At 67.6% G+C, this 20,237-nt stretch carries 24 protein-coding genes and 1 riboswitch; of the genes, 13 read left to right on the top strand and 11 right to left on the bottom strand.

The genetic code is table 11. The features are described from left to right. Positions 1–63: 63 nt before the first annotated feature. From CEX88_RS23115 to pdxH, 3 genes are all read right to left on the bottom strand, one after another. Positions 64–1,371 (bottom strand): citrate synthase, encoded by a 1,308-nt coding sequence (locus CEX88_RS23115; protein ID WP_094295290.1) that lies wholly within the window; start codon positions 1,369–1,371, stop codon positions 64–66. A gap of 97 nt (positions 1,372–1,468) precedes the next feature. Then, complete coding sequence (locus CEX88_RS23110) at positions 1,469–2,119, bottom strand: TetR family transcriptional regulator (protein WP_420799243.1); 651 nt, start codon at positions 2,117–2,119, stop codon at positions 1,469–1,471. Positions 2,120–2,230: 111 nt separating this feature from the next. Beyond that, on the bottom strand, positions 2,231–2,860 hold the full coding sequence (gene pdxH / locus CEX88_RS23105) for a pyridoxamine 5'-phosphate oxidase (protein WP_094295288.1): 630 nt from the start codon (positions 2,858–2,860) through the stop codon (positions 2,231–2,233). 116 nt (positions 2,861–2,976) lie between these two features. On the opposite strand from pdxH, the gene CEX88_RS23100 reads away from it, so the two are divergent. From CEX88_RS23100 to CEX88_RS23090, 3 genes are all read left to right on the top strand, one after another. Further along, the gene (locus CEX88_RS23100; RefSeq protein WP_094295287.1) at positions 2,977–4,095 is read left to right on the top strand and encodes a citrate synthase 2; all 1,119 of its coding nucleotides are present in this window, start codon (positions 2,977–2,979) and stop codon (positions 4,093–4,095) included. Continuing rightward, positions 4,092–4,709: a maleylpyruvate isomerase family mycothiol-dependent enzyme gene (locus tag CEX88_RS23095; protein WP_094295286.1), complete on the top strand. Its 618-nt coding sequence runs from the start codon at positions 4,092–4,094 to the stop codon at positions 4,707–4,709. The genes CEX88_RS23100 and CEX88_RS23095 overlap by 4 nt, the downstream gene beginning before the upstream one ends. Before the next feature lie 123 nt (positions 4,710–4,832). Continuing rightward, a complete protein-coding gene (locus tag CEX88_RS23090) occupies positions 4,833–5,288 on the top strand; it encodes a VOC family protein (protein ID WP_094295285.1) in 456 nt (151 codons plus the stop codon). A 5-nt stretch (positions 5,289–5,293) separates the two neighbouring features. On the opposite strand, the gene CEX88_RS23085 is transcribed toward CEX88_RS23090, so the two are convergent. From CEX88_RS23085 to CEX88_RS23075, 3 genes are all read right to left on the bottom strand, one after another. Further along, the gene (locus tag CEX88_RS23085) at positions 5,294–6,973 is read right to left on the bottom strand and encodes an FAD-dependent oxidoreductase (protein WP_094295284.1); all 1,680 of its coding nucleotides are present in this window, start codon (positions 6,971–6,973) and stop codon (positions 5,294–5,296) included. A 9-nt stretch (positions 6,974–6,982) separates the two neighbouring features. Beyond that, positions 6,983–7,999: an AurF N-oxygenase family protein gene (locus CEX88_RS23080; protein ID WP_094295283.1), complete on the bottom strand. Its 1,017-nt coding sequence runs from the start codon at positions 7,997–7,999 to the stop codon at positions 6,983–6,985. Between the two features lie 165 nt (positions 8,000–8,164). After that, entirely contained in the window at positions 8,165–8,575 is a 411-nt protein-coding gene (locus CEX88_RS23075) for a CAP domain-containing protein (protein ID WP_094295282.1), read from the bottom strand. A 219-nt stretch (positions 8,576–8,794) separates the two neighbouring features. Between CEX88_RS23075 and serC the strand changes: the two genes are divergently transcribed. Next, the gene (serC, locus tag CEX88_RS23070; RefSeq protein WP_094295281.1) at positions 8,795–9,907 is read left to right on the top strand and encodes a phosphoserine transaminase; all 1,113 of its coding nucleotides are present in this window, start codon (positions 8,795–8,797) and stop codon (positions 9,905–9,907) included. 113 nt (positions 9,908–10,020) lie between these two features. Next, positions 10,021–10,836, top strand: coding sequence for a septation protein SepH (sepH, locus tag CEX88_RS23065; protein WP_066850507.1), 816 nt, complete (start codon positions 10,021–10,023; stop codon positions 10,834–10,836). Positions 10,837–10,850: 14 nt separating this feature from the next. On the opposite strand, the gene CEX88_RS23060 is transcribed toward sepH, so the two are convergent. Further along, on the bottom strand, positions 10,851–11,123 hold the full coding sequence (locus tag CEX88_RS23060) for a DUF2537 domain-containing protein (RefSeq protein ID WP_094295302.1): 273 nt from the start codon (positions 11,121–11,123) through the stop codon (positions 10,851–10,853). Between the two features lie 5 nt (positions 11,124–11,128). Then, positions 11,129–11,974, bottom strand: coding sequence for a TrmH family RNA methyltransferase (locus CEX88_RS23055; RefSeq protein ID WP_066850509.1), 846 nt, complete (start codon positions 11,972–11,974; stop codon positions 11,129–11,131). A 51-nt stretch (positions 11,975–12,025) separates the two neighbouring features. Here CEX88_RS23055 and CEX88_RS23050 point away from each other — a divergent pair, with 51 nt between their 5' ends. Continuing rightward, positions 12,026–12,265 carry a DUF2530 domain-containing protein gene (locus CEX88_RS23050; RefSeq protein WP_066850511.1) on the top strand — a complete coding sequence of 80 codons (240 nt, stop codon included), beginning with the start codon at positions 12,026–12,028 and terminating at the stop codon, positions 12,263–12,265. A gap of 27 nt (positions 12,266–12,292) precedes the next feature. Next, on the top strand, positions 12,293–12,745 hold the full coding sequence (locus CEX88_RS23045) for an SRPBCC family protein (protein WP_094295280.1): 453 nt from the start codon (positions 12,293–12,295) through the stop codon (positions 12,743–12,745). Between the two features lie 3 nt (positions 12,746–12,748). On the opposite strand, the gene CEX88_RS23040 is transcribed toward CEX88_RS23045, so the two are convergent. Continuing rightward, a complete protein-coding gene (locus CEX88_RS23040; RefSeq protein ID WP_094295279.1) occupies positions 12,749–13,510 on the bottom strand; it encodes a DUF3027 domain-containing protein in 762 nt (253 codons plus the stop codon). A gap of 211 nt (positions 13,511–13,721) precedes the next feature. Here CEX88_RS23040 and CEX88_RS23035 point away from each other — a divergent pair, with 211 nt between their 5' ends. Both CEX88_RS23035 and CEX88_RS23030 read left to right on the top strand, forming a co-directional pair. Further along, positions 13,722–15,308, top strand: coding sequence for an MFS transporter (locus tag CEX88_RS23035; RefSeq protein WP_202931624.1), 1,587 nt, complete (start codon positions 13,722–13,724; stop codon positions 15,306–15,308). Continuing rightward, positions 15,305–15,787: a DUF2771 domain-containing protein gene (locus tag CEX88_RS23030; RefSeq protein ID WP_094295277.1), complete on the top strand. Its 483-nt coding sequence runs from the start codon at positions 15,305–15,307 to the stop codon at positions 15,785–15,787. The genes CEX88_RS23035 and CEX88_RS23030 overlap by 4 nt, the downstream gene beginning before the upstream one ends. A 7-nt stretch (positions 15,788–15,794) precedes the next feature. On the opposite strand, the gene CEX88_RS23025 is transcribed toward CEX88_RS23030, so the two are convergent. Together CEX88_RS23025 and CEX88_RS23020 are read right to left on the bottom strand one after the other, a co-directional pair. Next, positions 15,795–16,811, bottom strand: coding sequence for a glutathione S-transferase family protein (locus CEX88_RS23025; RefSeq protein WP_202931623.1), 1,017 nt, complete (start codon positions 16,809–16,811; stop codon positions 15,795–15,797). Positions 16,812–16,950: 139 nt separating this feature from the next. After that, positions 16,951–17,361, bottom strand: a complete 411-nt coding sequence (locus CEX88_RS23020) for a cold-shock protein (RefSeq protein WP_068195690.1) — start codon at positions 17,359–17,361, stop codon at positions 16,951–16,953. Between the two features lie 150 nt (positions 17,362–17,511). Between CEX88_RS23020 and CEX88_RS23015 the strand changes: the two genes are divergently transcribed. From CEX88_RS23015 to CEX88_RS26425, 4 genes are all read left to right on the top strand, one after another. Next, the gene (locus tag CEX88_RS23015) at positions 17,512–17,916 is read left to right on the top strand and encodes a YccF domain-containing protein (RefSeq protein ID WP_094295276.1); all 405 of its coding nucleotides are present in this window, start codon (positions 17,512–17,514) and stop codon (positions 17,914–17,916) included. Next, complete coding sequence (moaA, locus tag CEX88_RS23010; protein ID WP_094295275.1) at positions 17,913–18,962, top strand: GTP 3',8-cyclase MoaA; 1,050 nt, start codon at positions 17,913–17,915, stop codon at positions 18,960–18,962. The genes CEX88_RS23015 and moaA overlap by 4 nt, the downstream gene beginning before the upstream one ends. A 13-nt stretch (positions 18,963–18,975) precedes the next feature. Beyond that, positions 18,976–19,245, top strand: a complete 270-nt coding sequence (locus CEX88_RS23005; RefSeq protein WP_094295274.1) for a MoaD/ThiS family protein — start codon at positions 18,976–18,978, stop codon at positions 19,243–19,245. A gap of 253 nt (positions 19,246–19,498) precedes the next feature. Next, positions 19,499–19,679: riboswitch (cyclic di-AMP (ydaO/yuaA leader) on the top strand. 9 nt (positions 19,680–19,688) lie between these two features. Continuing rightward, the coding region (locus tag CEX88_RS26425) for a transglycosylase family protein (protein WP_141209853.1) at positions 19,689–20,237 on the top strand (549 nt) is incomplete at its 3' end.

Below are 20,237 nucleotides of genomic sequence, written 5' to 3'. Positions count from 1 at the left end.
CGCCACGCTCTGGACGCTCAGAACGTGCGGGTAACCCACCTTCGACGGAAGGCGCCAACAGACCTAGCGGCTGCTGACGTCCTTGTAGTCGCGTTCGGTGTAGCCGGTGTACACCTGGCGCGGACGGCCGATCTTGCCGCTGCCCTCGTCGTGCATCTCACGCCAGTGCGCGATCCAGCCGGGCAGCCGGCCGAGCGCGAACAGCACGGTGAACATGCGCGTCGGGAAGCCCATGGCCCGGTAGATCACGCCGGTGTAGAAGTCGACGTTCGGGTAGAGCTTGCGCTCGATGAAGAAGTCGTCGGTGAGCGCGGCTTCCTCGAGTGTCCGTGCGATGTCCAGCATCTCGTCGTCGCCGCCGAGCTTGCCCAGGATCTTGTCGGCCTGCTCCTTGACGATGCGTGCGCGCGGGTCGTAGTTCTTGTAGACCCGGTGGCCGAAGCCCATCAGCTTGACGCCGTCCTCGCGGTTCTTCACCTTCTTGATGAACTCGTGGACGTCGAAGTCGGCCTGGCGGATCTTCTCCAGCATCTCCAGCACCGCCTGGTTCGCGCCGCCGTGCAGCGGACCCCACAGCGCGTTGATGCCGCCGGAGATCGACGTGAACAGGTTGGCCTGCGACGAGCCGACCAACCGCACCGTCGACGTCGAGCAGTTCTGCTCATGGTCGGCGTGCAGGATGAACAGCATGTCCAGCGCGCGGACGATCTCGGGATCGACCTCGTAGGGCTCGGCCGGGAAGCCAAACGTCATCCGCAGGAAGTTCTCGACCAGAGTCAGCGAGTTGTCCGGGTACAGGAACGGCTGGCCCGCGGACTTCTTGTAGGCGTACGCCGCGATGGTCGGCAGCTTGGCCAACAGCCGGATGGTCGACAGCTCGACCTGGTTGTCGTCGAACGGGTCCAGCGAATCCTCGTAGTAGGTCGACAGCGCATTGACCGCGCTCGACAGCACGGGCATCGGGTGCGCGTTGGCAGGGAAGCCGTCGAAGAACCGCTTGAGGTCCTCGTGCAGCAGCGTGTGCCGCTGAATCCGGGTGGTGAACTCCGCGAGCTGTTCCTTGTTGGGCAGCTCACCGTAGATGAGCAGGTAGCTCACCTCGATGAAGTTTGACTTCTCGGCGAGCTGCTCGATCGGGTAGCCGCGGTAACGCAAGATGCCGGCGTCGCCGTCGATGTAGGTGATCGCACTCTTGGTCGACGCGGTGTTGACGAAGCCCTCGTCAAAGGTCGTGTAGCCGGACTTGGCCAGAAGTGAACCCAGCGCGATGCCATCAGCGCCTTCGGTGGCGGAAACGATGTCAAGGTCGAGCGTGCCACCGGGGTAGGAGAGGGTGGCTTGCCCTTCCCCACTCTTCGCGTTATCGGCCACGAGGTTCCCTTCGTCGCTGCTGGGAGTATTCGGACATTGCTCCTACAAAAGGTAGTCCCATATCGGCACGCGTGACGCGCCGGGGGCGGTCACTTGCTCAGACGGGCAGCCGCAGATTACCCAACAAGCCGGTGAACTCCGCGAAGACCATCTCCAAGCGCTCGATCAGGTCGTCTATGGACACCTGTGACCAGTCGCGGTTGACCTGCACGACATCGGTGAGCGCCGTCATGATCACCGCACTCCACGTCGCAGAGGCCAGCCGCACCCGGCGGTCGGTGAGGTCGACGCCCATGCGCCTGGCGAGCGCGCGTTCGACCGCGTTGCCCCGGAATTCGACGGTGACCTGTCGCAGCGTCGGCGACGACAGGATGATTCGGGCGATGCACAACACCCGCTCGGCGCGCAGATCGTCGGGTCCCGCGTGTTTGGCCGCCTCCCCCATCGCGACGTAGGCGCGCAGGATCGCCTCCAGGTAGTTCAGCTCGGCGGGTTGGCGGTCCAGTTCGAGGGCGACTTGGTCGACGATTTCATCGACGAGAGCCAGCGCGATGGAGTCCTTGGTCGGGAAGTACCGGCTGAAGGTGCGCGGTGAAACGTCGGCCGCCGCGGCGATCTGGTCCACGGTGGTGTTGTCGAAACCCTGTCCGTGGCACAGTTCCACGGCGGCGTCGATGAGGGTCGCACGCGTGCGCTGTTTCTTGCGCTCGCGCAGGCCGACAGACTGCGCCCCCCTACCGTCAGGCACAACTGGCATCCTAACGGCAGAACCTATGAAGGAGCTAAGAAATTGGCGTCCTCGAAACATGATCAACGTCTGTATTTCGAAGCCTCGCCGCTTAGCAGCGAACCCGGCCTCTTACGGCTGGAGCCGCTCGATGCGCCCGTCCTGGAGACGAATCCTGTTGTGCACACGGTTCTCCCGGCCCTGCCAGAACTCCACGACGTCGGCGGCGATCAGGTAGCCACCCCAATTCGGCGGCACCGGCACCGTCTCCTGACCTTCGAAGCGCCGCGTCACCTCGGCCAGTTGCTCCAGCAGCGCCGCGCGGGAGGCGATCGGCTTCGACTGGTACGACGCCCACGCGCCCAATTGCGACCCTCGCGGCCGCTTCGACCAGTATCCAGCGGTCTCCTCCGCCGACACCTTCGTCACGGGGCCTCGGACGTGGACCTGGCGACCGGTCAGATACCAGGGGAAGGTGGCCGACGCGTAGGGCGTCGCAGCCAGCTGCTCGCCCTTGTCGGAGTCGTAGTTGGTGTAGAACGTGATGCCGGTGTCGTCGACGCTCTTGCACAACACCGACCGGGTGACGGGCCGTCCCCGGCTGTCGACCGTACCGACGACCATGGCGTTGGGTTCGGCCACGCCGGCGCGTTCGGCGTCGGCTAACCACTTGCGCAGCAACGTAACCCAGCCGTCGGCCAGCCAATCCACGTCCAGGTCTGGACTGCCGTCCTTTTCCACCGAACCGTATTCCACCCGCATCCTCGCCAAGTGTTCCGGGCCTACCTCCGCCACGCGCCAACGCTACGCCCACACCGGCTGCCGTCGTGTCAGCAACCGCCAGATGAGCGCCGTTTCACAGGTGCGAGAATCTGGCCATGAGCGCGGTGCCCGAAGACTTCGTCCCCGGCCTCGAAGGCGTCGTCGCCTTCACGTCCGAGATCGCCGAACCCGACAAGGACGGCGGCGCGCTGCGCTACCGCGGCGTCGACATCGAGGATCTGGTCAACCAGCGGGTCACCTTCGGCGACGTGTGGGCGCTGCTGGTCGACGGCAAGTTCGGCAACGGTCTGTCGCCCGCCGAACCGTTCCCGCTGCCCATCCACAGCGGCGACGTGCGCGTCGACGTCCAGGCGGGATTGGCGATGTTGGCACCGATCTGGGGCTATCCCCCGCTGCTCGACATCGACGACGCGACCGCCCGCGACCACCTTGCCCGGGCCTCGGTGATGGCTCTGTCCTACGTCGCACAATCAGCGCGCGGAATCTATCGGCCCGCGGTCCCGCAGCGCACCATCGACGAATGTTCAACCGTGACAGAGCGGTTCATGACCCGCTGGCAGGGCGATCCGGACCCTCGGCACGTCGAGGCCATCGACGCCTACTGGGTCAGCGCCGCCGAACACGGTATGAACGCCTCGACGTTCACCGCGCGCGTGATCGCCTCCACCGGCGCCGACGTCGCTGCCGCCCTGTCCGGTGCGATCGGCGCGATGAGCGGACCGCTGCACGGCGGGGCACCGGCGCGGGTGATCCCGATGATCGAGGAGGCCGAGCAGACCGGCGACGCCCGCGCCGTCGTCAAGGGCATCCTCGACCGCAACGAGAAGCTGATGGGCTTCGGGCACCGGGTGTACCGCGCCGAGGACCCGCGGGCCCGGGTGCTGCGCGCGACGGCCAAGCGGCTCGAGGCGCCGCGCTACGAGGTCGCGGCCGCCCTCGAACAGGCCGCCCTCGCCGAACTGCGGGAGCGGCGACCTGACCGTGCCATCGAGACCAACGTCGAGTTCTGGGCGGCGGTGATCCTGGACTTCGCCCAGGTGCCGACCAAGATGATGCCCGCGATGTTCACCTGCGGGCGCACCGCGGGCTGGTGTGCCCACATCCTCGAGCAGAAGCGGCTCGGCAAGCTGGTGCGTCCGTCGGCGATCTACGTCGGGCCGGAGCCTCGCAGCCCTGAGTCGGTCGAGGGCTGGGACCAAGTCGTCCGGTCGTGACTGCGCCCTCGACCCTGGAGACCTTCGCCTCGGCGGCCCACAGTTTCGCGGACCTGGTCGGCCGCATTCCCGCCGACGCGTGGTCCGGGCCTGGTCTGGGCGAGTGGGACCTGCGCTCGCTTGTCGGGCACACGTCGCGCTCGCTGACGACGGTGCTCACGTACCTCGAGACCACCGCTGAGGCGGAGGACATCGCCACGCCGCAGGAGTATTACGCACGGGTGAACCCAACGGCGCTGGGCTTGAATCCCGCCGATGTGGCCGAGCGCGGCAGGCAGGCGGGGCGCGACCTCGGTGACGACCCGGCGGCCGCAGTGGCAGACCTCGTCTCCCGAGCGATCGCGCGATTGGAGACGGTGGACGACCCGTTGATCCGGGTGCTGGGCGGGCTGGGCATCCGGTTGCGGACCTATCTGCCGACGCGGACATTCGAGCTGGCCGTGCACAGCCTGGACATCGCACGCGCCGTTGGTCTTTCGTTCACGCTGCCGCCACCTGTGCTCGAGGAGGCGCTGGTGTTGGCGGCACGCATCGCCGCCGAGCAGCAGGGCGAGACGGTGCTGATGGCGCTGACGGGCCGCGACGCTCTGCCGGCGTCGTTCTCGATCGTCTGAAGCCTCTGATCTGTCGGTGGGCAGTGGTTGCATGAGCGCGTACCGATGAATTGAGCGCGCTCGCGTGGTCGGTACTGACAACCGCGTCCGCGGGACACATCGAATTTGAGAGGAGCTCTCCACATGGCCATCGACTTTGAACCAGCAGTGTCGCCCATGCTCACGGTCAGCGACGGCGCCGCAGCCATCGACTTCTACGTCAAGGCCTTCGGCGCCGAGGAACTCGGCCGCGTGCCGGGGCCCGACGGCAAGAGGCTGTTCCACGCCGCGCTGCGCATCAACGGGGCGCTCGTGATGCTCAACGACGACTTCCCGGACATGAACGACGGTAAGTCTGCGACGCCGGAAGCTCTCGGCGGCTCGCCGGTGACCATCCATCTGACGGTCACCGATGTCGACGCCAAGTTCCAGAAGGCCGTCGACGCCGGCGCGACGGTCGTCATGCCGCTCGGTGACATGTTCTGGGGCGATCGCTACGGCGAGCTGCGCGACCCGTTCGGGCATGTGTGGTCGATGGGGCAGCCGATGCGTGAAGTCAGCCCCGAGGAGATCGAGAAGGCGGTGCAGCAGCACCAGTGACGGAGCTAGCGGCGCAGGCCGGCCAGCAGGCGCCGGCCGAGCCCGGGTCCGCGGGAGTCGGCCGCGGCGGAGAGCATGTCGGTGACCACAGCGAACTTCACGCGCGGTCGTTCGTCGCCGCCGCGGGCGACTTCGGCGGCGTCGATCGCCTTCCACCCGGCGGAGTCGACCATGTCGGGCCGCCTGCTGCGAATGAGTTTCTCGAGTGCCGCGGGCTTGTACACGGGATCGCGCAACCTGCCCTCGTTGTAGTCGGCGACGAGGTTGTGCACGGTCTGCGCGGCGCACGACTTGTTGGTGCCGATGAAGCCCGTTGGCCCGCGTTTGATCCAGCCCGCCACGTAGCTGCCGGCAACGGGCGTACCCGACGGCGGGTCGACGACGCGACCACCGTCGTTGGGCACGACCGCGGCGGACTCGTCGAAGGGCAGCCCGCGAATCGGTTTGCCGCGGTAGCCGATCGAGGTCAACACCAGTCCCGCGTCGACCCAACGCACCTCGTCGGTGCCGGTGACCGTGAACTCCATCGCCTCGGCGCGGACGTCACCGACGACGCGCTTCGGCGTGAGCGAATAGGCCAGCTGGATACGGGGTCGCGTCACCGGCGCGGAGGTATCCGCCAGCTTGCTCAGGATCTCCAACTTGTTGCGGGTCAACCGATCCTCGGTGGTGGCCAGGTCGCGGTCCACCAACGCGTGGTCCTCAGGCGAGAGCACCACCTCGCACGCAGACGTCAGCCCGATCAGCTCGGGCAGCGTGAACGCCGAGTCGGCGGGGCCGCGGCGGGCCGCGATCACCACCTCGGTCACCTTCGATGCGCGGAGCACGGCGAGCGCGTGATCGGAAATGTCGGTGCTCGCAAGGACATCGGGCGGTGTGGCGAGTATCCGAGCAACGTCGAGGGCGACGTTGCCGTTGCCGACGATGACCACGCGCTCGTGACTCAAATCGATGGGCAGTGAGTCGAAGTCGGGGTGGCCGTTGTACCAGGCAACGAACTCGGTGGCAGTACCCGTGCGAAGCAGGTCCATTCCCGCGATGTCGAGCCGGCGGTCATTGGGCGCCCCGACGGCGTAGAGGACGGCGTGGTGATGCTCGAGCAGTTCGTCGTGGGTGACGTCGTTGCCCACCTCGACGTTGAGGTAGAAGGTGAATCCCGGTTGTGCCGCGACCCTGTCGAACAGCTTGGTCACGCGTTTGGTGCTTTGATGGTCGGGGGCGACGCCGGCGCGCACCAATCCGTATGGCGTGGGCAGCCGCTCGAAAACGTTGACGCGCACCCCTTTCTGGGTGAGTAGCTCGTCGGCGGCATACATCGCCGCCGGTCCCGAGCCGACGATCGCCACGGTGAGCGGTCCACCCGCCCTCGGGTACACCACCGGTGCCTCGATGACCGGCGCCAGTTTCGATGTCGGCGGCAGCTTTCCGTCCGGTTCGGGATAGAACGCGGCGTTCAACTCGACGAACGGGAGCTGCGCGGGCGTCAACCTCGAATCATGCGATATCGCGCCGACCGGGCACGCCGACACGCATGCACCGCAGTCCACACACGCCACCGGATCGATGTAGAGCATCTCGGCGGTGGCGAAGCCGGGTTCGTCGGGCGTCGGGTGGATGCAGTTCACCGGACACGCGTAGACACAGGACCCGTCGCTGCAACACGACTGGGTGATCACATGGGGCACAAGCGCTCCCTACGCGGCAGCGACCACGTGCTGGCGAGCCGGCTCGCTGCGGTAGCGGCTGGGCGGACCGTCGATCCTGCACATCCGCCACACGAGCTTGGCGAACGAGTTCATCAGCCCGGTGTCGTGGCAGAGCATCCGGACGTCGCCGAACATGTCGCGCAGGAACTGCCTCGACTTGGGTGCGCGGAAGAACAGCTCCTTGCGCACCGAGCGCGGGATGTCGAACTCCCGCCAGAAGGACCTCGGCGGCACGATGATCGCCTGGCACAGCACCCGCATGATGATCGGCACGTTCCACGACAGCCAGAACCGCTGCCGGCGATTCAGATGCGGCAGGCGCTTGCGCAGATACTCGTGGGCGAACGAGATGTGGCGCGCTTCCTCGGCGACGTGGATCGCCATCACCCGCTCCATGATCGGATGCAGTTCTTTGCCCTCGCGCAGCACGTTCTTCTGGGTGTGGTCGATCGGTTCCTCGCCGGCGAGCACGCCGAAGAAGAACGGGATCGGCAGCGGCCCGGCGATCAGCGGGATGAACGGCGACAGCCAGCGCAGCATGCGCGGCATGCCCGGCACGTCCGCGCCGATGCGGTTGACCATCTCCTGGAACATCATCGTGTGGTTGCACTCTTCGACCGACTCGTGCAGGCAGTACCGGTATTCGGGCGACCCGTTGGGCACCCAGAACGCGTAGTTCGTCAGGCCGCGGATGAGGATGATCTCGAACTGCAACCCGACCTTGGCGACGTTGGCCTGCCGCCACATCCCGATCTCGATCTGCCGCTCCAGCGGCTGGGCCTGATACCAGGGATGTCCACCGAGCGGGTCGGTGGCGGGCAGTACCCAGCGGGGGTCGTTGTCGGTGACCGCGAACTCCGGAGAGTCCCAGTCGATGTCGGTGTACGGATTGAAATTCCGCCGCACCGAACCCTCGGACAGTGTGGTGAGGGTGTCGACGTAATCGGCGTCGTCGCTGACTTCCATGTTGCGACGCCATCGCCTGACCATTCGAGTCCGCGCCATCTTCAGCCTCCCCTATGAGGTTTACATTCGCGCCTCTGATGTCCAACAACGGTACCGGAGGTATCGCCTACTGAACATACCCCTCAACGCGATGTGTCACACCGCCTGAAATACGGTGTCATGTGATGGCGATCACACTGAGGTGACCTTCGGGCGGTTCGGGTGTTACCGGCTACCGAACTCGCCGACAGCGGCGGCCCTGGCGCCGTTGCGCACGACCGCGACGCCGGCTTCGGTCATGCCGCAATCGGTGATGATCGCGCGGTGGCCGGGGCTGTTCATCCACCAGTTCACGGCTTCTGCGGGAACGGCGGCGACCCCGGTGCTCCAGAAAATGATCTCGCCGGCGTTGGAGAACTGCGTGTAGCCGGCGGCGGTGATGCGCTGACCGACCGATGACCCGTCCGAACCGGTGTGGCTTCGCACATTGTTGGCCAGCATGTCGTTGGCCTGCCGGGCCGCGGCCGCGCTCAGCTGTGGGTTCGCTGCGACCGGACCGCATCCGTTCGCGGCGCGGGCAGCGTTGATCTCGTTGAGCAGCGCACCGTCGTCGGCGCCGTCGGCATGAGCGAGCATTGGGGCACTGACGGCCGCCGCGGCCGCACACACAGATATCAGGACCGAGCTTCTTCTACGACTGTTCACGTGCCCCCCTGGGCTCGAGCTTCAGTCCCCGACAGGTCACAGTATGGACACGGCGAGGTCTCTATGAAGCCCGTTTACCCACTTTCGTGACTTTTCTCTGCCGCCCCTCCCCACGGCGACGGCACAGGTCCGGTCATTACTGTTGACCGCATGTCGCAGCTGACGATTCCCGCCGACCTCAAACCGCGCGACGGCCGCTTCGGCTGCGGGCCCTCCAAGGTCCGACCGGAACAGCTCAGTGCGTTCGCCGCAGCGGGCGACCTGTTCGGCACCTCGCACCGCCAGGCGCCGGTGAAAAACCTGGTCGGCCGGGTGCGCGAAGGGCTGCGCCAGCTGTTCTCGCTGCCCGACGGCTACGAGGTGATCCTCGGCAACGGCGGCACCACCGCGTTCTGGGATGCGGCGGCGTTCGGCCTGATCGACAAGCGGTCGCTGCATCTCACGTACGGGGAGTTCAGCGCGAAATTCGCCTCGGCCGTCGCCAAGAACCCGTTCGTTGGCGATCCGGTCGTCGTCAAGGCCGACCCGGGCAGCGCACCGGAGCCGACCTCGGACCCGTCGGTCGACCTGATCGGCTGGGCACACAACGAGACCTCGACCGGTGTTGCGGTCCCCGTGCGGCGCCCCGACGGGTCGGGCGATGCGCTGATTGCGATCGATGCGACGTCTGCGGCGGGTGGGCTTGAAGTCGACATCACCGAATCCGACGTCTACTACTTCGCTCCGCAGAAGAACTTCGCGAGCGACGGCGGACTGTGGCTGGCGATCATGTCGCCGGCCGCGCTCGCCCGCGTCGAGGCGATCGCGAACTCGGGCCGCTGGGTGCCGGAGTTCCTGTCGCTGCCGATCGCGATCGAGAACAGCCTCAAGAACCAGACCTACAACACCCCGGCGATCGGCACCTTGATCATGCTGGCCGAGCAGCTGGACTGGCTGCTGGGCAACGGCGGGCTGGACTGGGCGGTCAAGCGCACGGCGGACTCGTCGCAGCGGCTGTACGGATGGGCCGACGCGGCCAAGTTCGCCACACCGTTCGTCGCGGATCCGGCCTTGCGTTCGCAGGTGGTGGGCACCGTGGACTTCAACGACGACATCGACGCCGCGGCCGTGGCCAAGACGCTGCGGGCCAATGGCATCGTCGACACCGAGCCCTATCGCAAGCTCGGCCGCAACCAGCTGCGGGTGGGGATGTTCCCGGCCGTGGAGCCCGACGACGTCAGCGCGCTCACGGCGTGCATCGATTGGGTGGTGGAGCGGCTTTAGCCGCGACCAACAGGCGGGGAGCGGCTTTAGCTGGCGTGTCCTACCAGGTAACGCCCGGATAACGCAGTAGTGTCCGGTTGATCGGGCTTTGCGCTAGCCCGGAGGAGGTCGCCATGCGGGAACTCAAAGTCGTCGGACTCGATGTGGACGGCAAACGAATCATCTGCGAGGTCGACGGCTCCGGCGAGAAATTCACGCTGCGGCGCGACGATCGGTTGCGGGCCGCCGTTCGAGGTGACCAGATGGGTTCGAGCCAGACACGAGACGAGGCCGAGGTTCACAACGTGTTGCGCCCCAGAGAGATCCAATCGCGGATCAGGGCGGGCGCGTCCATCGAGCAGGTCGCCCAGGCGTCGGGTGTCGACGTGGCCCGTGTCGAGCGGTTCGCCCACCCAGTGTTACTCGAACGTTCCCGCGCCGCCGAGCTGGCGACGGCCGCGCACCCGGTTCTTCCCGACGGTCCGTCGGTGCTGACCCTGCTGGAGACGGTCACGACGGCGTTGATCGCGCGCGGGCTCGACCCCGACGCCCCCGCATGGGATGCGTGGCGCAACGAGGACGGCCGCTGGACCGTGCAGCTGGCGTGGAAGGCGGGGATGTCCGACAACGTCGCCCACTTCCGGTTCACCCCCGGCGCCCACGGCGGGACGGTGACGGCGTTCGACGACGCGGCCTCCGAGCTGATCGACCCGAACTTCTCGCGCCCGCTGCGTCCGGTCGCCGCGCTGCCCGAGTTTGCGGCTGAGGCCGAGAAGCCGACGCTTCCGATTGAGCCCCCGGTGCAGGTCAGTCCACCGGAACCGCAGCCCGAGGCGGAGGCCGAAGCGGTCGCACCGAAGCAGCCCAAGGCGCGCAGGGGTAAGGCCAAGCCGGCGGTCCCGGCGTGGGAGGACGTTCTGCTGGGCGTGCGGTCCAGCGGCCAGCGCTGACGTACCGCGCCAGGTCAGCCGCTCAACGCAACGGCGAGCACCACCAACCACGCCGCAGCCACGCCGACGCCGGAGCCCAACACGAACCACCGCCACACCGGCCGGTCGCGCCACCCCCATACCGTCGGGGCCAGGCCGCCGACCGCGACCAGGTTGAGTCCGATCGCCAGCAGCGGGTGCAACCTCAACAGTCCGAGGCTGAGCACGACGATCGCGGCGGCGACGACCGCCGCGACAAACCCCGCCACCGTCAACCCCATCGCCCACGGCGTCGAGTCGTCGGCCATCTCATTCACTCCGCGTCGCTCCGCTCAATCTCGCCGGTGCCCAATCTAACCCGCTCATAGAACGCCAGGGCCGCAGCGGTCGCGACGTTGAGCGAGTCGGTTCCCCGCGACATCGGAATCCGCACCCGCAGATCGGCCGCACGCATCGTCCGCTCGGTGAGCCCCGGCCCCTCCGCCCCGACGAGGATCGCCACCTTGTCGTCGGCGACGCCCGCCATCGCGTCGGCCAGGGTGCTTGCGGTAGGCGTGGGTGTCATCGCCAACAGACGAAACCCATTGTCCTGCAACAACTTCAGGTCATCAGGCCACGACTGCGCCCATGCGTAGGGCACGAGCAGCGCATGGCCCATCGACACCCGAACGGCTCGCCGATACAGCGGGTCGGCGCAGCCCGTGCCGAACACGACCGCATCCACGCCGAGACCGGCCGCGTTGCGAAAGATCGAGCCGAGGTTCTCGTGGTCGTTGACGCCTTCAAGGACCGCGACGGTGCGGGCACCGTTCAACACCTCGGCGACCGTCAACTCGCGCGGCCGCGATGCCGACGCCAGCACGCCGCGGTTGAGGTGAAAGCCAACCACTTCGGCCATCACATCGGCGGGGACCCGGTAATAGGGGGCCGAGACGCCGACGAGGTCGCCCGCGAGTTCCTGCAGCCGGCGGTCGGTGCCCATCATCGCGCGCGGCGCGAACCGCGAGGCCAGCATGCGTTGCACCACCAGCACGCCTTCGGCGATCACGAGCCCCTTGCCGGTGGGCAGGTCGGGTCTGCGGTCGACGCTGTTGAGATCGCGAAAGTCGTCGAGTCGCGGATCGGAGGGATCGTCGACGTCGATCACAGTGTGCGTCACGGCAGGCGCGCTCGGCCGGCACCGCAGCGCGGTGGGCTACCTTTCATAGCGATGACCCCGCAACCGCCCCCGTTGCCCGCCAGCCTGCTCAGGCCGGCTCCGGTCATCGTCGCGATCGCGGCCGGTTGGGTCGTCGCTGCGATCCTGGCGTTCACGGTGACCGGTCTACACGAATGGCGGCCGTACACGGTGGCCGGGCTAGGCGTCGGTGCCCTTGGCACGGCGATCTGGTTGTGGCAACGTCGCGCCGTGCGTCGCGGATCGCGCGGGGCGCAGAGCGGACTCACCTAGCGCGAGATGAGCAGACAGGAGAAGGCTATGGCAGCCCCGATGTTGCAGGCCGAGACGATAATCAACGCCCCGGTGGCGAAGGTGTGGGAGCTGGTCTCGAACCTCAAGAACATGCCGCGGTGGAGCCCGCAGTGCCGGGTCATGAAGACGTTCGGCCCGCTGCAGCCGGGTGCGCGGACGATCAACCTCAACCGGCGCAAGTTCCTGATGTGGCCCACCACGAGCCGGATCATCGAGGTGGTCCCGGAGAAGAAGCTGGCGTTTCGGGTCAACGAGAACAACACCGTGTGGAGCTACGAGCTCGAGCCAACCGAGACCGGCACCCGTCTGGTGGAGACCCGTCACGCGGAGAACGGGGTCAAGCCGGTGTCGACGATGTTGGTCAACGCGGTGATGGGTGGCGTGCCCAGCTTCGAACGTGAACTCGTCGAGGGGATGAACGAGACGCTCGCGCGGATCAAGGCCGCCGCCGAAAGCTAACCGCTAGTCGGCCGGTTCGGTCAGGTCGAGCACGCCGTCGTCGTACGGGTCGAAGAGCGGGGATCCGCCGCCCGCGGGCTGGGGCGTGTCCGAGTGTGCGCCGCAACCGTATTCGGAGTCGACGACGTGCCCGTCGGCGGAGAACTCGTTGGCACAGACGCCGAACGTCGTGCCCAGGGCACCGGCCAGCGGAAGGTAGAACCCGCAGTCGCGGCACACCCGCCGCGTCGAGCGCGCCATCGCCGAACCCGGGCCGTACTCGCCGTCGTGCCAGCGTTGCGCCGCGTCCATGCGGCCCCATCGGCTGAGCACCTGGCGACGGCCCAGACCCACCTCGAGTGCGACGTCGTCGATCTGCGGGTCGCCGGTCGCCATGTAGCCGGGCACCAGACGCGGGTCGTCCGGGGCCGGGGCGAGAAGATCTCCCGGGCCCAGATCGCCGGGCTGGACGCGGTCCTGCCACGGCACCCACTTCGGCGCCAGCAACGCTGTCGGCCCCGGAACCAGCACCACCTCGCTGATGGTGGCGTGGTCAGCGCCGGGCCACGCCGCGACGACGACGGCCCACTGCCAGCCGCGGTAGCCCGGCATGTCGGCGAGGAAGCGGTGCGTGGCCGCGGTCGGGTCCTCGAAGCTGGCACCCAGGTACTCACCGACGGTGTCCTCGCCGCTGAACTCGACGATCGCCGCACGCGCGTCGTCGACGGCGCCCAGGAGTACCGCCTCCAGATCCGGCCGCTCGGCGGATTCGGTCACGCTGTCCATCGCCCTCAATACTGCCTGACCGGCTAACCGGCAGCCACACCGGTTGGCTGCACGCCCGCGACCGCTTCGATGGTGGAGAATCGACATCGTGACCGGACCGCGCCGTGACCCCCGAGACTCTGCGGATCGGCGTGACCCTCGGTACTACCCGCCACGGCCGCCCGCCGACGACCGCTGGGGCGACGACCGGTGGAGTGACGAGCACCCGGGGATGGCGAACTACCCGAGCGACCCGAACTACCGTCGTCCCCGGCGCAGCGGGCCGACGCCCAGCGCCAACCGCTGGTTGCCTCCGCTCGACGAGCCCACCCGCGAATTCGGTGCCACGACGCCGCCGCACAGGATGGGCGGCGCCGAGGGCGACAAGGTCACCGTCACACGGGCGGCCGCGCAGCGCAGCCGCGAGATGGGCTCCAAGATGTACGGCCTGGTGCACAGGGCCGCGACCGCGGACGGTGCCGACAAGTCGGGGCTGACCGCGTTGACGTGGCCGGTGGTGGCGAACTTCGCCGTCGACGCCGCGATGGCCGTCGCGCTGGCCAACACGTTGTTCTTCGCGGCGGCCTCCGGGGAGAGCAAGGGCAAAGTCGCGCTGTACCTGTTGATCACGATCGCGCCGTTCGCCGTCATCGCCCCGCTCATCGGACCCGCGCTGGACCGGCTGCAACACGGCCGCCGCGTCGCGCTCGCCACGTCGTTCGCGTTGCGCACGGGGCTCGCGGTGGTGCTGATCGCCAACTACGACGGTGTCACCGGCAGCTTCCCTTCGTGGGTGCTGTATCCGTGCGCGCTCGGAATGATGGTGCTGTCCAAGTCATTCAGTGTGTTGCGTAGCGCGGTGACGCCGCGGGTGTTGCCGCCGACCATCGACCTGGTGCGGGTGAACTCGCGGCTGACTACGTTCGGTCTGCTCGGCGGCACGCTGGTCGGCGGCGCGGTGGCCGCGGGTGCGGAGTACCTGTTCAAGTTGTTCCAGATGCCCGGTGCCTTGTACGTGATCGTCGCGGTGTCGGTGGCGGGTGCGGCGCTGGCGATGCGGATCCCGAAATGGGTCGAGGTCACCGAGGGCGAGGTCCCTGCGACGCTGAGCTACCACGGTCGCACGGGCGAACTGCGGCGCGGCACCGAGCATCTGCCTCCGCCGAAGTCGGCGCGGCAGCCGTTGGGCCGCAACACCATCGCCGCACTGTGGGGCAACTGCACCATCAAGGTGATGGTGGGCTTTCTTTTCCTGTATCCGGCGTTCGTCGCCAAGTCGCACGACGCCAGCGGGTGGGAGCAGCTGCGCATACTCGGACTGATCGGCGCGGCCGCGGCCATCGGCAACTTCGCGGGCAACTTCACCAGCGCGCGCCTCAAGCTGGGCCGTCCGGCGCAGGTGGTGGTGCGCTGCACGATCGTCGTCACCCTCGCGGCGCTGGCCGCAGCGCTGACCGGCAACCTGCTGGTCGCCGCGATCGCCACGCTGCTCACGTCGGGGGCCAGCGCGATCGGCAAGGCCTCGCTGGACGCGTCGCTGCAGGACGACCTCCCGGAGGAGTCGCGTGCCTCGGCCTTCGGCCGCTCGGAGTCGGTGCTGCAGTTGGCCTGGGTCGCCGGCGGTGCGGTCGGCGTGCTCGTCTACACCGAACTGTGGGTGGGCTTCACGGCGATCACCTCGGTGCTGATTCTCGGTCTGGCGCAGACCGTGGTGAGCTACCGCGGTGATTCGCTCATTCCGGGTCTGGGCGGCAACCGACCCGTGCTGGCCGAGCAGGAGGGCGGACGCACGGAGACCGCGGCGGTGGCGCACGAGTGAAACGCATGATCGCCGCGCTCGTCGCGGTGGTGATCCTCGCGTCGGCGGGTACCGGTGTGCTCGTCTGGTGGCTCAGCGGCAACGACGACTCACCGAAATACGCTGAGATCAGCGCGTATTCGCACGGACACCTCGTGCGGGTCGGCCCGTACCGCTACTGCGAGGTGCTCAACCCCACCAAGTGTGAGGTCTTTCAAGACCAGGGCGAACTGCCCGTCACCGAGAGCGACGCGGTGCAGCTGTCGGTGCCACCGGCGATCGCCAGGGCGCCGTGGGTGTTGCTGCGCCAGTATGAGGATTCCGACGTCGTCGAGGAGTTCCGCCCGGGGACGCGACTGGCGGTGACGATTCCGACCGTCGACCCGCGGCGCGGCAAGCTCACCGGGCTGGCCGTGCTGTTGCCCACGCTGGTGCGCATCGACGACGAGGAGGTGCCGGCGCCGCACGCCGAGTGGTCGGTGCGCACGGTCTGGTCCTGAGTCGGCGTCATCCGGCGCCGTGGCCCTCTTCGACCCGCTCACCCTCGCGCGTCGGACCCGGCGGTGTCCCGTCTCCGAACGGCCTGCCGCCCAGGGCTTCTCGACCGTGCGGTGTCAACCAGTTGGCCAGATCTGGTCCTTTCGGCACGACCTGCGTCGGGTTGATGTCGGTGTGCACGATGTAGTAGTGCTGCTTGATCTGAACGAAGTCGATGGTGTCGCCGAACCCCGGGGTCTGGAACAGGTCGCGGGCATAGGCCCACAGCACGGGTAGCTCGGCGAGCTTCTGGCGGTTGCACTTGAAGTGCCCGTGATAGACGGGGTCGAAGCGCGCCAACGTGGTGAACAGCCGCACGTCGGCCTCGGTGATGGTGTCGCCCACCAGATATCGCTGGCCGTCCAGGCGCTCGGAGAGCAAGTCGAGCGCGAAGAACAATCTGTCGTAGGCCTTGTCGTAGGCCTCCTGCGATCCGGCGAACCCGCACCGGTACACGCCGTTGTTGATTTCGGTGTAGATACGGTGGGCCACCTCGTCGATCTCGTCGCGGTGCTTCTCGGGGTAGAGGTCGGGCGCGCCGTCGCGGTGGTACTGCGTCCACTCGGTGGAGAAGTCGAGCGTGATCTGCGGGAAGTCGTTGGTGACGACCTCACCGGTTGGCACGTCGACGATCGCGGGGACCGTGATGCCCTTGTCGTAGTCGGGCAAACGCTTCAGGTAGGCGTCTTTGAGCCGGGGGATTCCCAGCACCGGGTCGACGCCGTCCGGGTCGAGGTCGAACGTCCAGCTGTCCTGGTCGTGGGTGGGCCCGCAGAAGCCGATGGACAGGGCGTCCTCGAGTCCGAGCAGCCGTCGGACGATGATCGTGCGGTTGGCCCACGGGCAGGCCCGCGCGACGACGAGCCGATAGCGGCCGGGTTCGACGGGATACCCGTCGCGGCCATCGGCGGTGATACGAGTGCCGATGTACTTGGTGTCGCGGTTGAACTCGCCACCGGAGTCGGATTTGTCGGCCACATATGCCATGCGACTCAGCATGCCCGCCGAGTGTGGCATTGAAGCACGCTTTGGCCGTCGAGGGCGTGACGCGACCCCACACTCGGCTGAAGTTTCAGTACCCCGTCCGCCCGCTGCTCGGCCTCGGCTTCGGCGCCAAGACCAGAAACTAGGCCTCGAGCTCGCGGGCGACCGCCCGCACCACCTCGGACACGCGGCGGGCGGCCTTGCGGTCGGGATAGCGACCCTTACGCAGTTCGGGCTGCACAGCGCTCTCGAGCAGCGTGATCATGTCCTCGATCATGCCGTGCAACTCGTCGGGCGAGTGCTTGCGCTCGGCGGCGGCGGCCTCCCGGCGCGTGCGCGACAGGCTCGGCGGTGGATCGATGAGCGTCAGCGTCAGCGCCTGCGGCCCGCGCCTGCCCGCGGCGATGCCGAACTCGACGCGCTGCCCGGCCTTGAGGGTCTCGACACCGGAGGGCAGCGCCGAGGATCGGACGTAGACGTCCTCGCCGTCCTCCTGGGACAAAAACCCGAAGCCCTTTTCGGCGTCGTACCACTTAACCCTGCCGGTCGGCACTGGTCTCACCCGCTCGTCGTTGTACCTACAAAAGGAAAGCGCCCCGATGCGCCGGGACGCGTGCTGCTCGATCCTACTCTGACCTCTAACTCGCCAGCACCCCCTTATCGGTAGGCTGAAGACCACCGCTGGAGGAGAAGAAGCGCCGATATGCGATTGATACTCAACATCATCTGGTTGGTCTTCGGCGGCCTGTGGCTGGCGCTGGGCTACCTGCTCGCGGCGCTGATCTGTTTCGTCCTGATCATCACCATTCCGTTCGGGTTCGCCGCGCTTCGTATCGCGATGTATGCGCTGTGGCCGTTCGGCCGCACCATCGTCGAGAAGCCGGGGCCGCGGCCCGGCGCGCTGGTCGGCAACGTCATCTGGGTCATCCTGTTCGGCGTCTGGCTGGCCCTCGAGCACATCATCACCGCGATCGCGATGGCGATCACGATCGTCGGCATTCCGCTCGCACTGGCCAACCTCAAGCTGATCCCGCTGTCGCTGATGCCGCTGGGCAAGGAGATCGTGCCCGTCGACGCCGCGAACAACCCGGAGCGGGCATTCGCGTGACCGTCGTCCACCTCGGCGTGCCGTCCGCCGCACCGTCCTCCCCCGCCCCGGCCGACGGGCCGCTGATCGACACCTTCGGCCGCATCGCCACCGATCTGCGGGTGTCGTTGACCGACCGATGCAACCTGCGGTGCACCTACTGCATGCCCGCCGAGGGCCTGGACTGGTTGCCGTTGGAGCGGCTGCTGCGGCCCGAGGAGTTGACCCGCCTGCTGCGCATCGCCGTCACGAGGCTCGGCGTCAGAAGCGTGCGCTTCACCGGTGGCGAGCCTCTGGTCGCGCGCCACCTCGAGGACGTCATCGCCGCGACGACTGCGCTGAGCCCCCGGCCGGAGATCACGCTGACTACCAACGGCATCGGCCTCGACAAGCGGGCCGAACGGCTCAGGCAGGCCGGGCTGGACCGCATCAACGTCTCGCTGGATACCGTCGACGCCGCGCGATTCGCCGCCATCACCCGCCGGGACCGGCTCCCCGATGTGCTGGCCGGTCTGCGGGCCGCGAAGACGGCGGGCCTGGACCCTGTGAAGGTCAACGCCGTCCTCGACCCGGTCACCGGCCTTGACGACGCGGTCGGGCTGCTGCGCTTCTGCCTCGACCACGGCTACCAGCTACGCATCATCGAGCAGATGCCGTTGGACGCCGGCCACTCGTGGCAACGCGGCAAGGCGATCTCCGCCGACGACGTTCTCGCCGCGCTGCAGCAGCATTTCGACCTCACCCCGGACACCGCCCCGCGCGGGTCGGCGCCGGCCGAGTTGTGGCGCGTCGACGGCGGCGTGGGCAAGGTCGGCATCATCGCCTCGGTGTCACACGCGTTCTGCTCCGCCTGCGATCGCACCCGGCTGACCGCCGACGGCCAGGTCCGCAACTGCCTGTTCGCGCAGCAAGAGACCGACCTGCGACACCTTATGCGCGCGGGCGCCGACGACGCCGCCCTCGAGGCCGCGTGGCGTCTGGCGATGTGGGCGAAAGCGGCGGGCCACGGAATCAACGATCCGAACTTCGTACAACCCGATCGGCCGATGAGCGCGATCGGCGGATGAGTCAAAGGAAGCAATGACGACGACAACGACCACGGTTGCGGTGAACGTCCGCTATTTCGCGGCCGCACGGGCCGCCGCCGGTAACGATGGGGAGACGATTCGGCTTCAGCCGGGAACGACGCTCGCCGAACTCGTCGGGCAGCTCAGTGAGCGCGACGAGAATCTGGCGAAAGTGCTGAAACGCTGCTCTTTTCTGACTGACGGCATCGCTGTGCGCGACGACGCCGTCGCGCTGCGCGACGCCCAAACCGTCGATGTTCTTCCCCCATTCGCCGGCGGATAACGGTGATTTCCGTCACATCACGGAATGATCACAACCTGGCTACGACGCGATTTAGCGCGCGATAGTCCTGCGGAAACGCAGAAATCTGCTGGGCATTTAGAGGATTTTTAAGATTTGCCGAAGGCGAAAACGCCGTAATCGGCAAAAGATGACGCGCCCAAAACGAGCCGATACGGTTCAGTCCCAAGCCGGTCGACCTCAAACCGACTGGCCCGCCGTGCCCAACCGCGCCGAGCTCCATCCGTTGGTGCACGGGATACCAACGAACAACTTGGATGGAGGCGGGGGACCCAACCGGTCCGCCGAGTCAAAGACGGACCTGGAGCCGATCGGTTCCTTGGGGTGAAGCCGAATCGCATTGTGCGACAAGGCCGGGCAATACCTCTCCAGCCCGAACCCGACAGCTGACCTCGTGGGCGCCGAAGAGAGGACCGGAAGCACCTATGAGTGGACGGCACCGCAAGCCGGCTTCATCGGCTGTAAGCGTCGCGAAAGTCGCCTTCACGGGCGCTGTGCTCGGAACCGGAAGCCTTGCCCTCGCCGGCCAAGCCCACGCCGCCACCGACGGCGAATGGGATCGGGTGGCCAGCTGCGAGTCCGGCGGCAACTGGGCCATCAACACCGGCAACGGCTACCAGGGTGGTCTGCAGTTCGCGCCGAGCACCTGGACCGGTCACGGCGGCGGTGAGTACGCCCCCGCCGCACACCTGGCCAGCAAGGAAGAACAGATCGCCGTCGCCGAACGCGTGCTCGCCAGCCAGGGCAAGGGCGCGTGGCCGACGTGCGGTAAGGGATTGTCGGGTGCGACGCCGCGCAATGTCGTCGACGACGCCGTCGAGGCCGTGAACAACCTGCTGCCACCGCCACCCCCGCCGTTCGACCCGTTCGCTCCGCCGCCTCCGCCCGCACCCGTTGACGCGCTGGCCGCACCTGCGCCTCCGCCACCGCCCCCCCCGGGCGATCCCTTCGCCCCGCCGCCTGCCCCTTATCCA

It is taken from the genome of Mycobacterium neumannii, from assembly GCF_002245615.1.
In the GTDB taxonomy this organism is placed as follows: domain Bacteria; phylum Actinomycetota; class Actinomycetes; order Mycobacteriales; family Mycobacteriaceae; genus Mycobacterium; species Mycobacterium neumannii_A.
Note: the sequence above shows the minus strand (reverse complement) of the source record. Positions and strands in the feature narration are given on the sequence as shown.

What these genes read in the sequence shown, in the direction of transcription:
- CEX88_RS23075 (WP_094295282.1), bottom strand. Translation starts at nt 8,575, where the DNA reads ATGCTCGCTCATGCCGACGGCGCCGACGACGGTGCGCTGCTCAACGAG.
- CEX88_RS23035 (WP_202931624.1), top strand. Translation starts at nt 13,722, where the DNA reads ATGGCGAACTACCCGAGCGACCCGAACTACCGTCGTCCCCGGCGCAGC.
- CEX88_RS23080 (WP_094295283.1), bottom strand. Translation starts at nt 7,999, where the DNA reads ATGGCGCGGACTCGAATGGTCAGGCGATGGCGTCGCAACATGGAAGTC.
- CEX88_RS23045 (WP_094295280.1), top strand. Translation starts at nt 12,293, where the DNA reads ATGGCAGCCCCGATGTTGCAGGCCGAGACGATAATCAACGCCCCGGTG.
- sepH (WP_066850507.1), top strand. Translation starts at nt 10,021, where the DNA reads ATGCGGGAACTCAAAGTCGTCGGACTCGATGTGGACGGCAAACGAATC.
- pdxH (WP_094295288.1), bottom strand. Translation starts at nt 2,860, where the DNA reads ATGCGGGTGGAATACGGTTCGGTGGAAAAGGACGGCAGTCCAGACCTG.
- CEX88_RS23025 (WP_202931623.1), bottom strand. Translation starts at nt 16,811, where the DNA reads ATGGCATATGTGGCCGACAAATCCGACTCCGGTGGCGAGTTCAACCGC.
- CEX88_RS23100 (WP_094295287.1), top strand. Translation starts at nt 2,977, where the DNA reads ATGAGCGCGGTGCCCGAAGACTTCGTCCCCGGCCTCGAAGGCGTCGTC.
- CEX88_RS23015 (WP_094295276.1), top strand. Translation starts at nt 17,512, where the DNA reads ATGCGATTGATACTCAACATCATCTGGTTGGTCTTCGGCGGCCTGTGG.
- CEX88_RS23040 (WP_094295279.1), bottom strand. Translation starts at nt 13,510, where the DNA reads ATGGACAGCGTGACCGAATCCGCCGAGCGGCCGGATCTGGAGGCGGTA.
- CEX88_RS23090 (WP_094295285.1), top strand. Translation starts at nt 4,833, where the DNA reads ATGGCCATCGACTTTGAACCAGCAGTGTCGCCCATGCTCACGGTCAGC.
- CEX88_RS23050 (WP_066850511.1), top strand. Translation starts at nt 12,026, where the DNA reads ATGACCCCGCAACCGCCCCCGTTGCCCGCCAGCCTGCTCAGGCCGGCT.
- CEX88_RS23060 (WP_094295302.1), bottom strand. Translation starts at nt 11,123, where the DNA reads ATGGCCGACGACTCGACGCCGTGGGCGATGGGGTTGACGGTGGCGGGG.
- serC (WP_094295281.1), top strand. Translation starts at nt 8,795, where the DNA reads ATGTCGCAGCTGACGATTCCCGCCGACCTCAAACCGCGCGACGGCCGC.
- CEX88_RS23005 (WP_094295274.1), top strand. Translation starts at nt 18,976, where the DNA reads ATGACGACGACAACGACCACGGTTGCGGTGAACGTCCGCTATTTCGCG.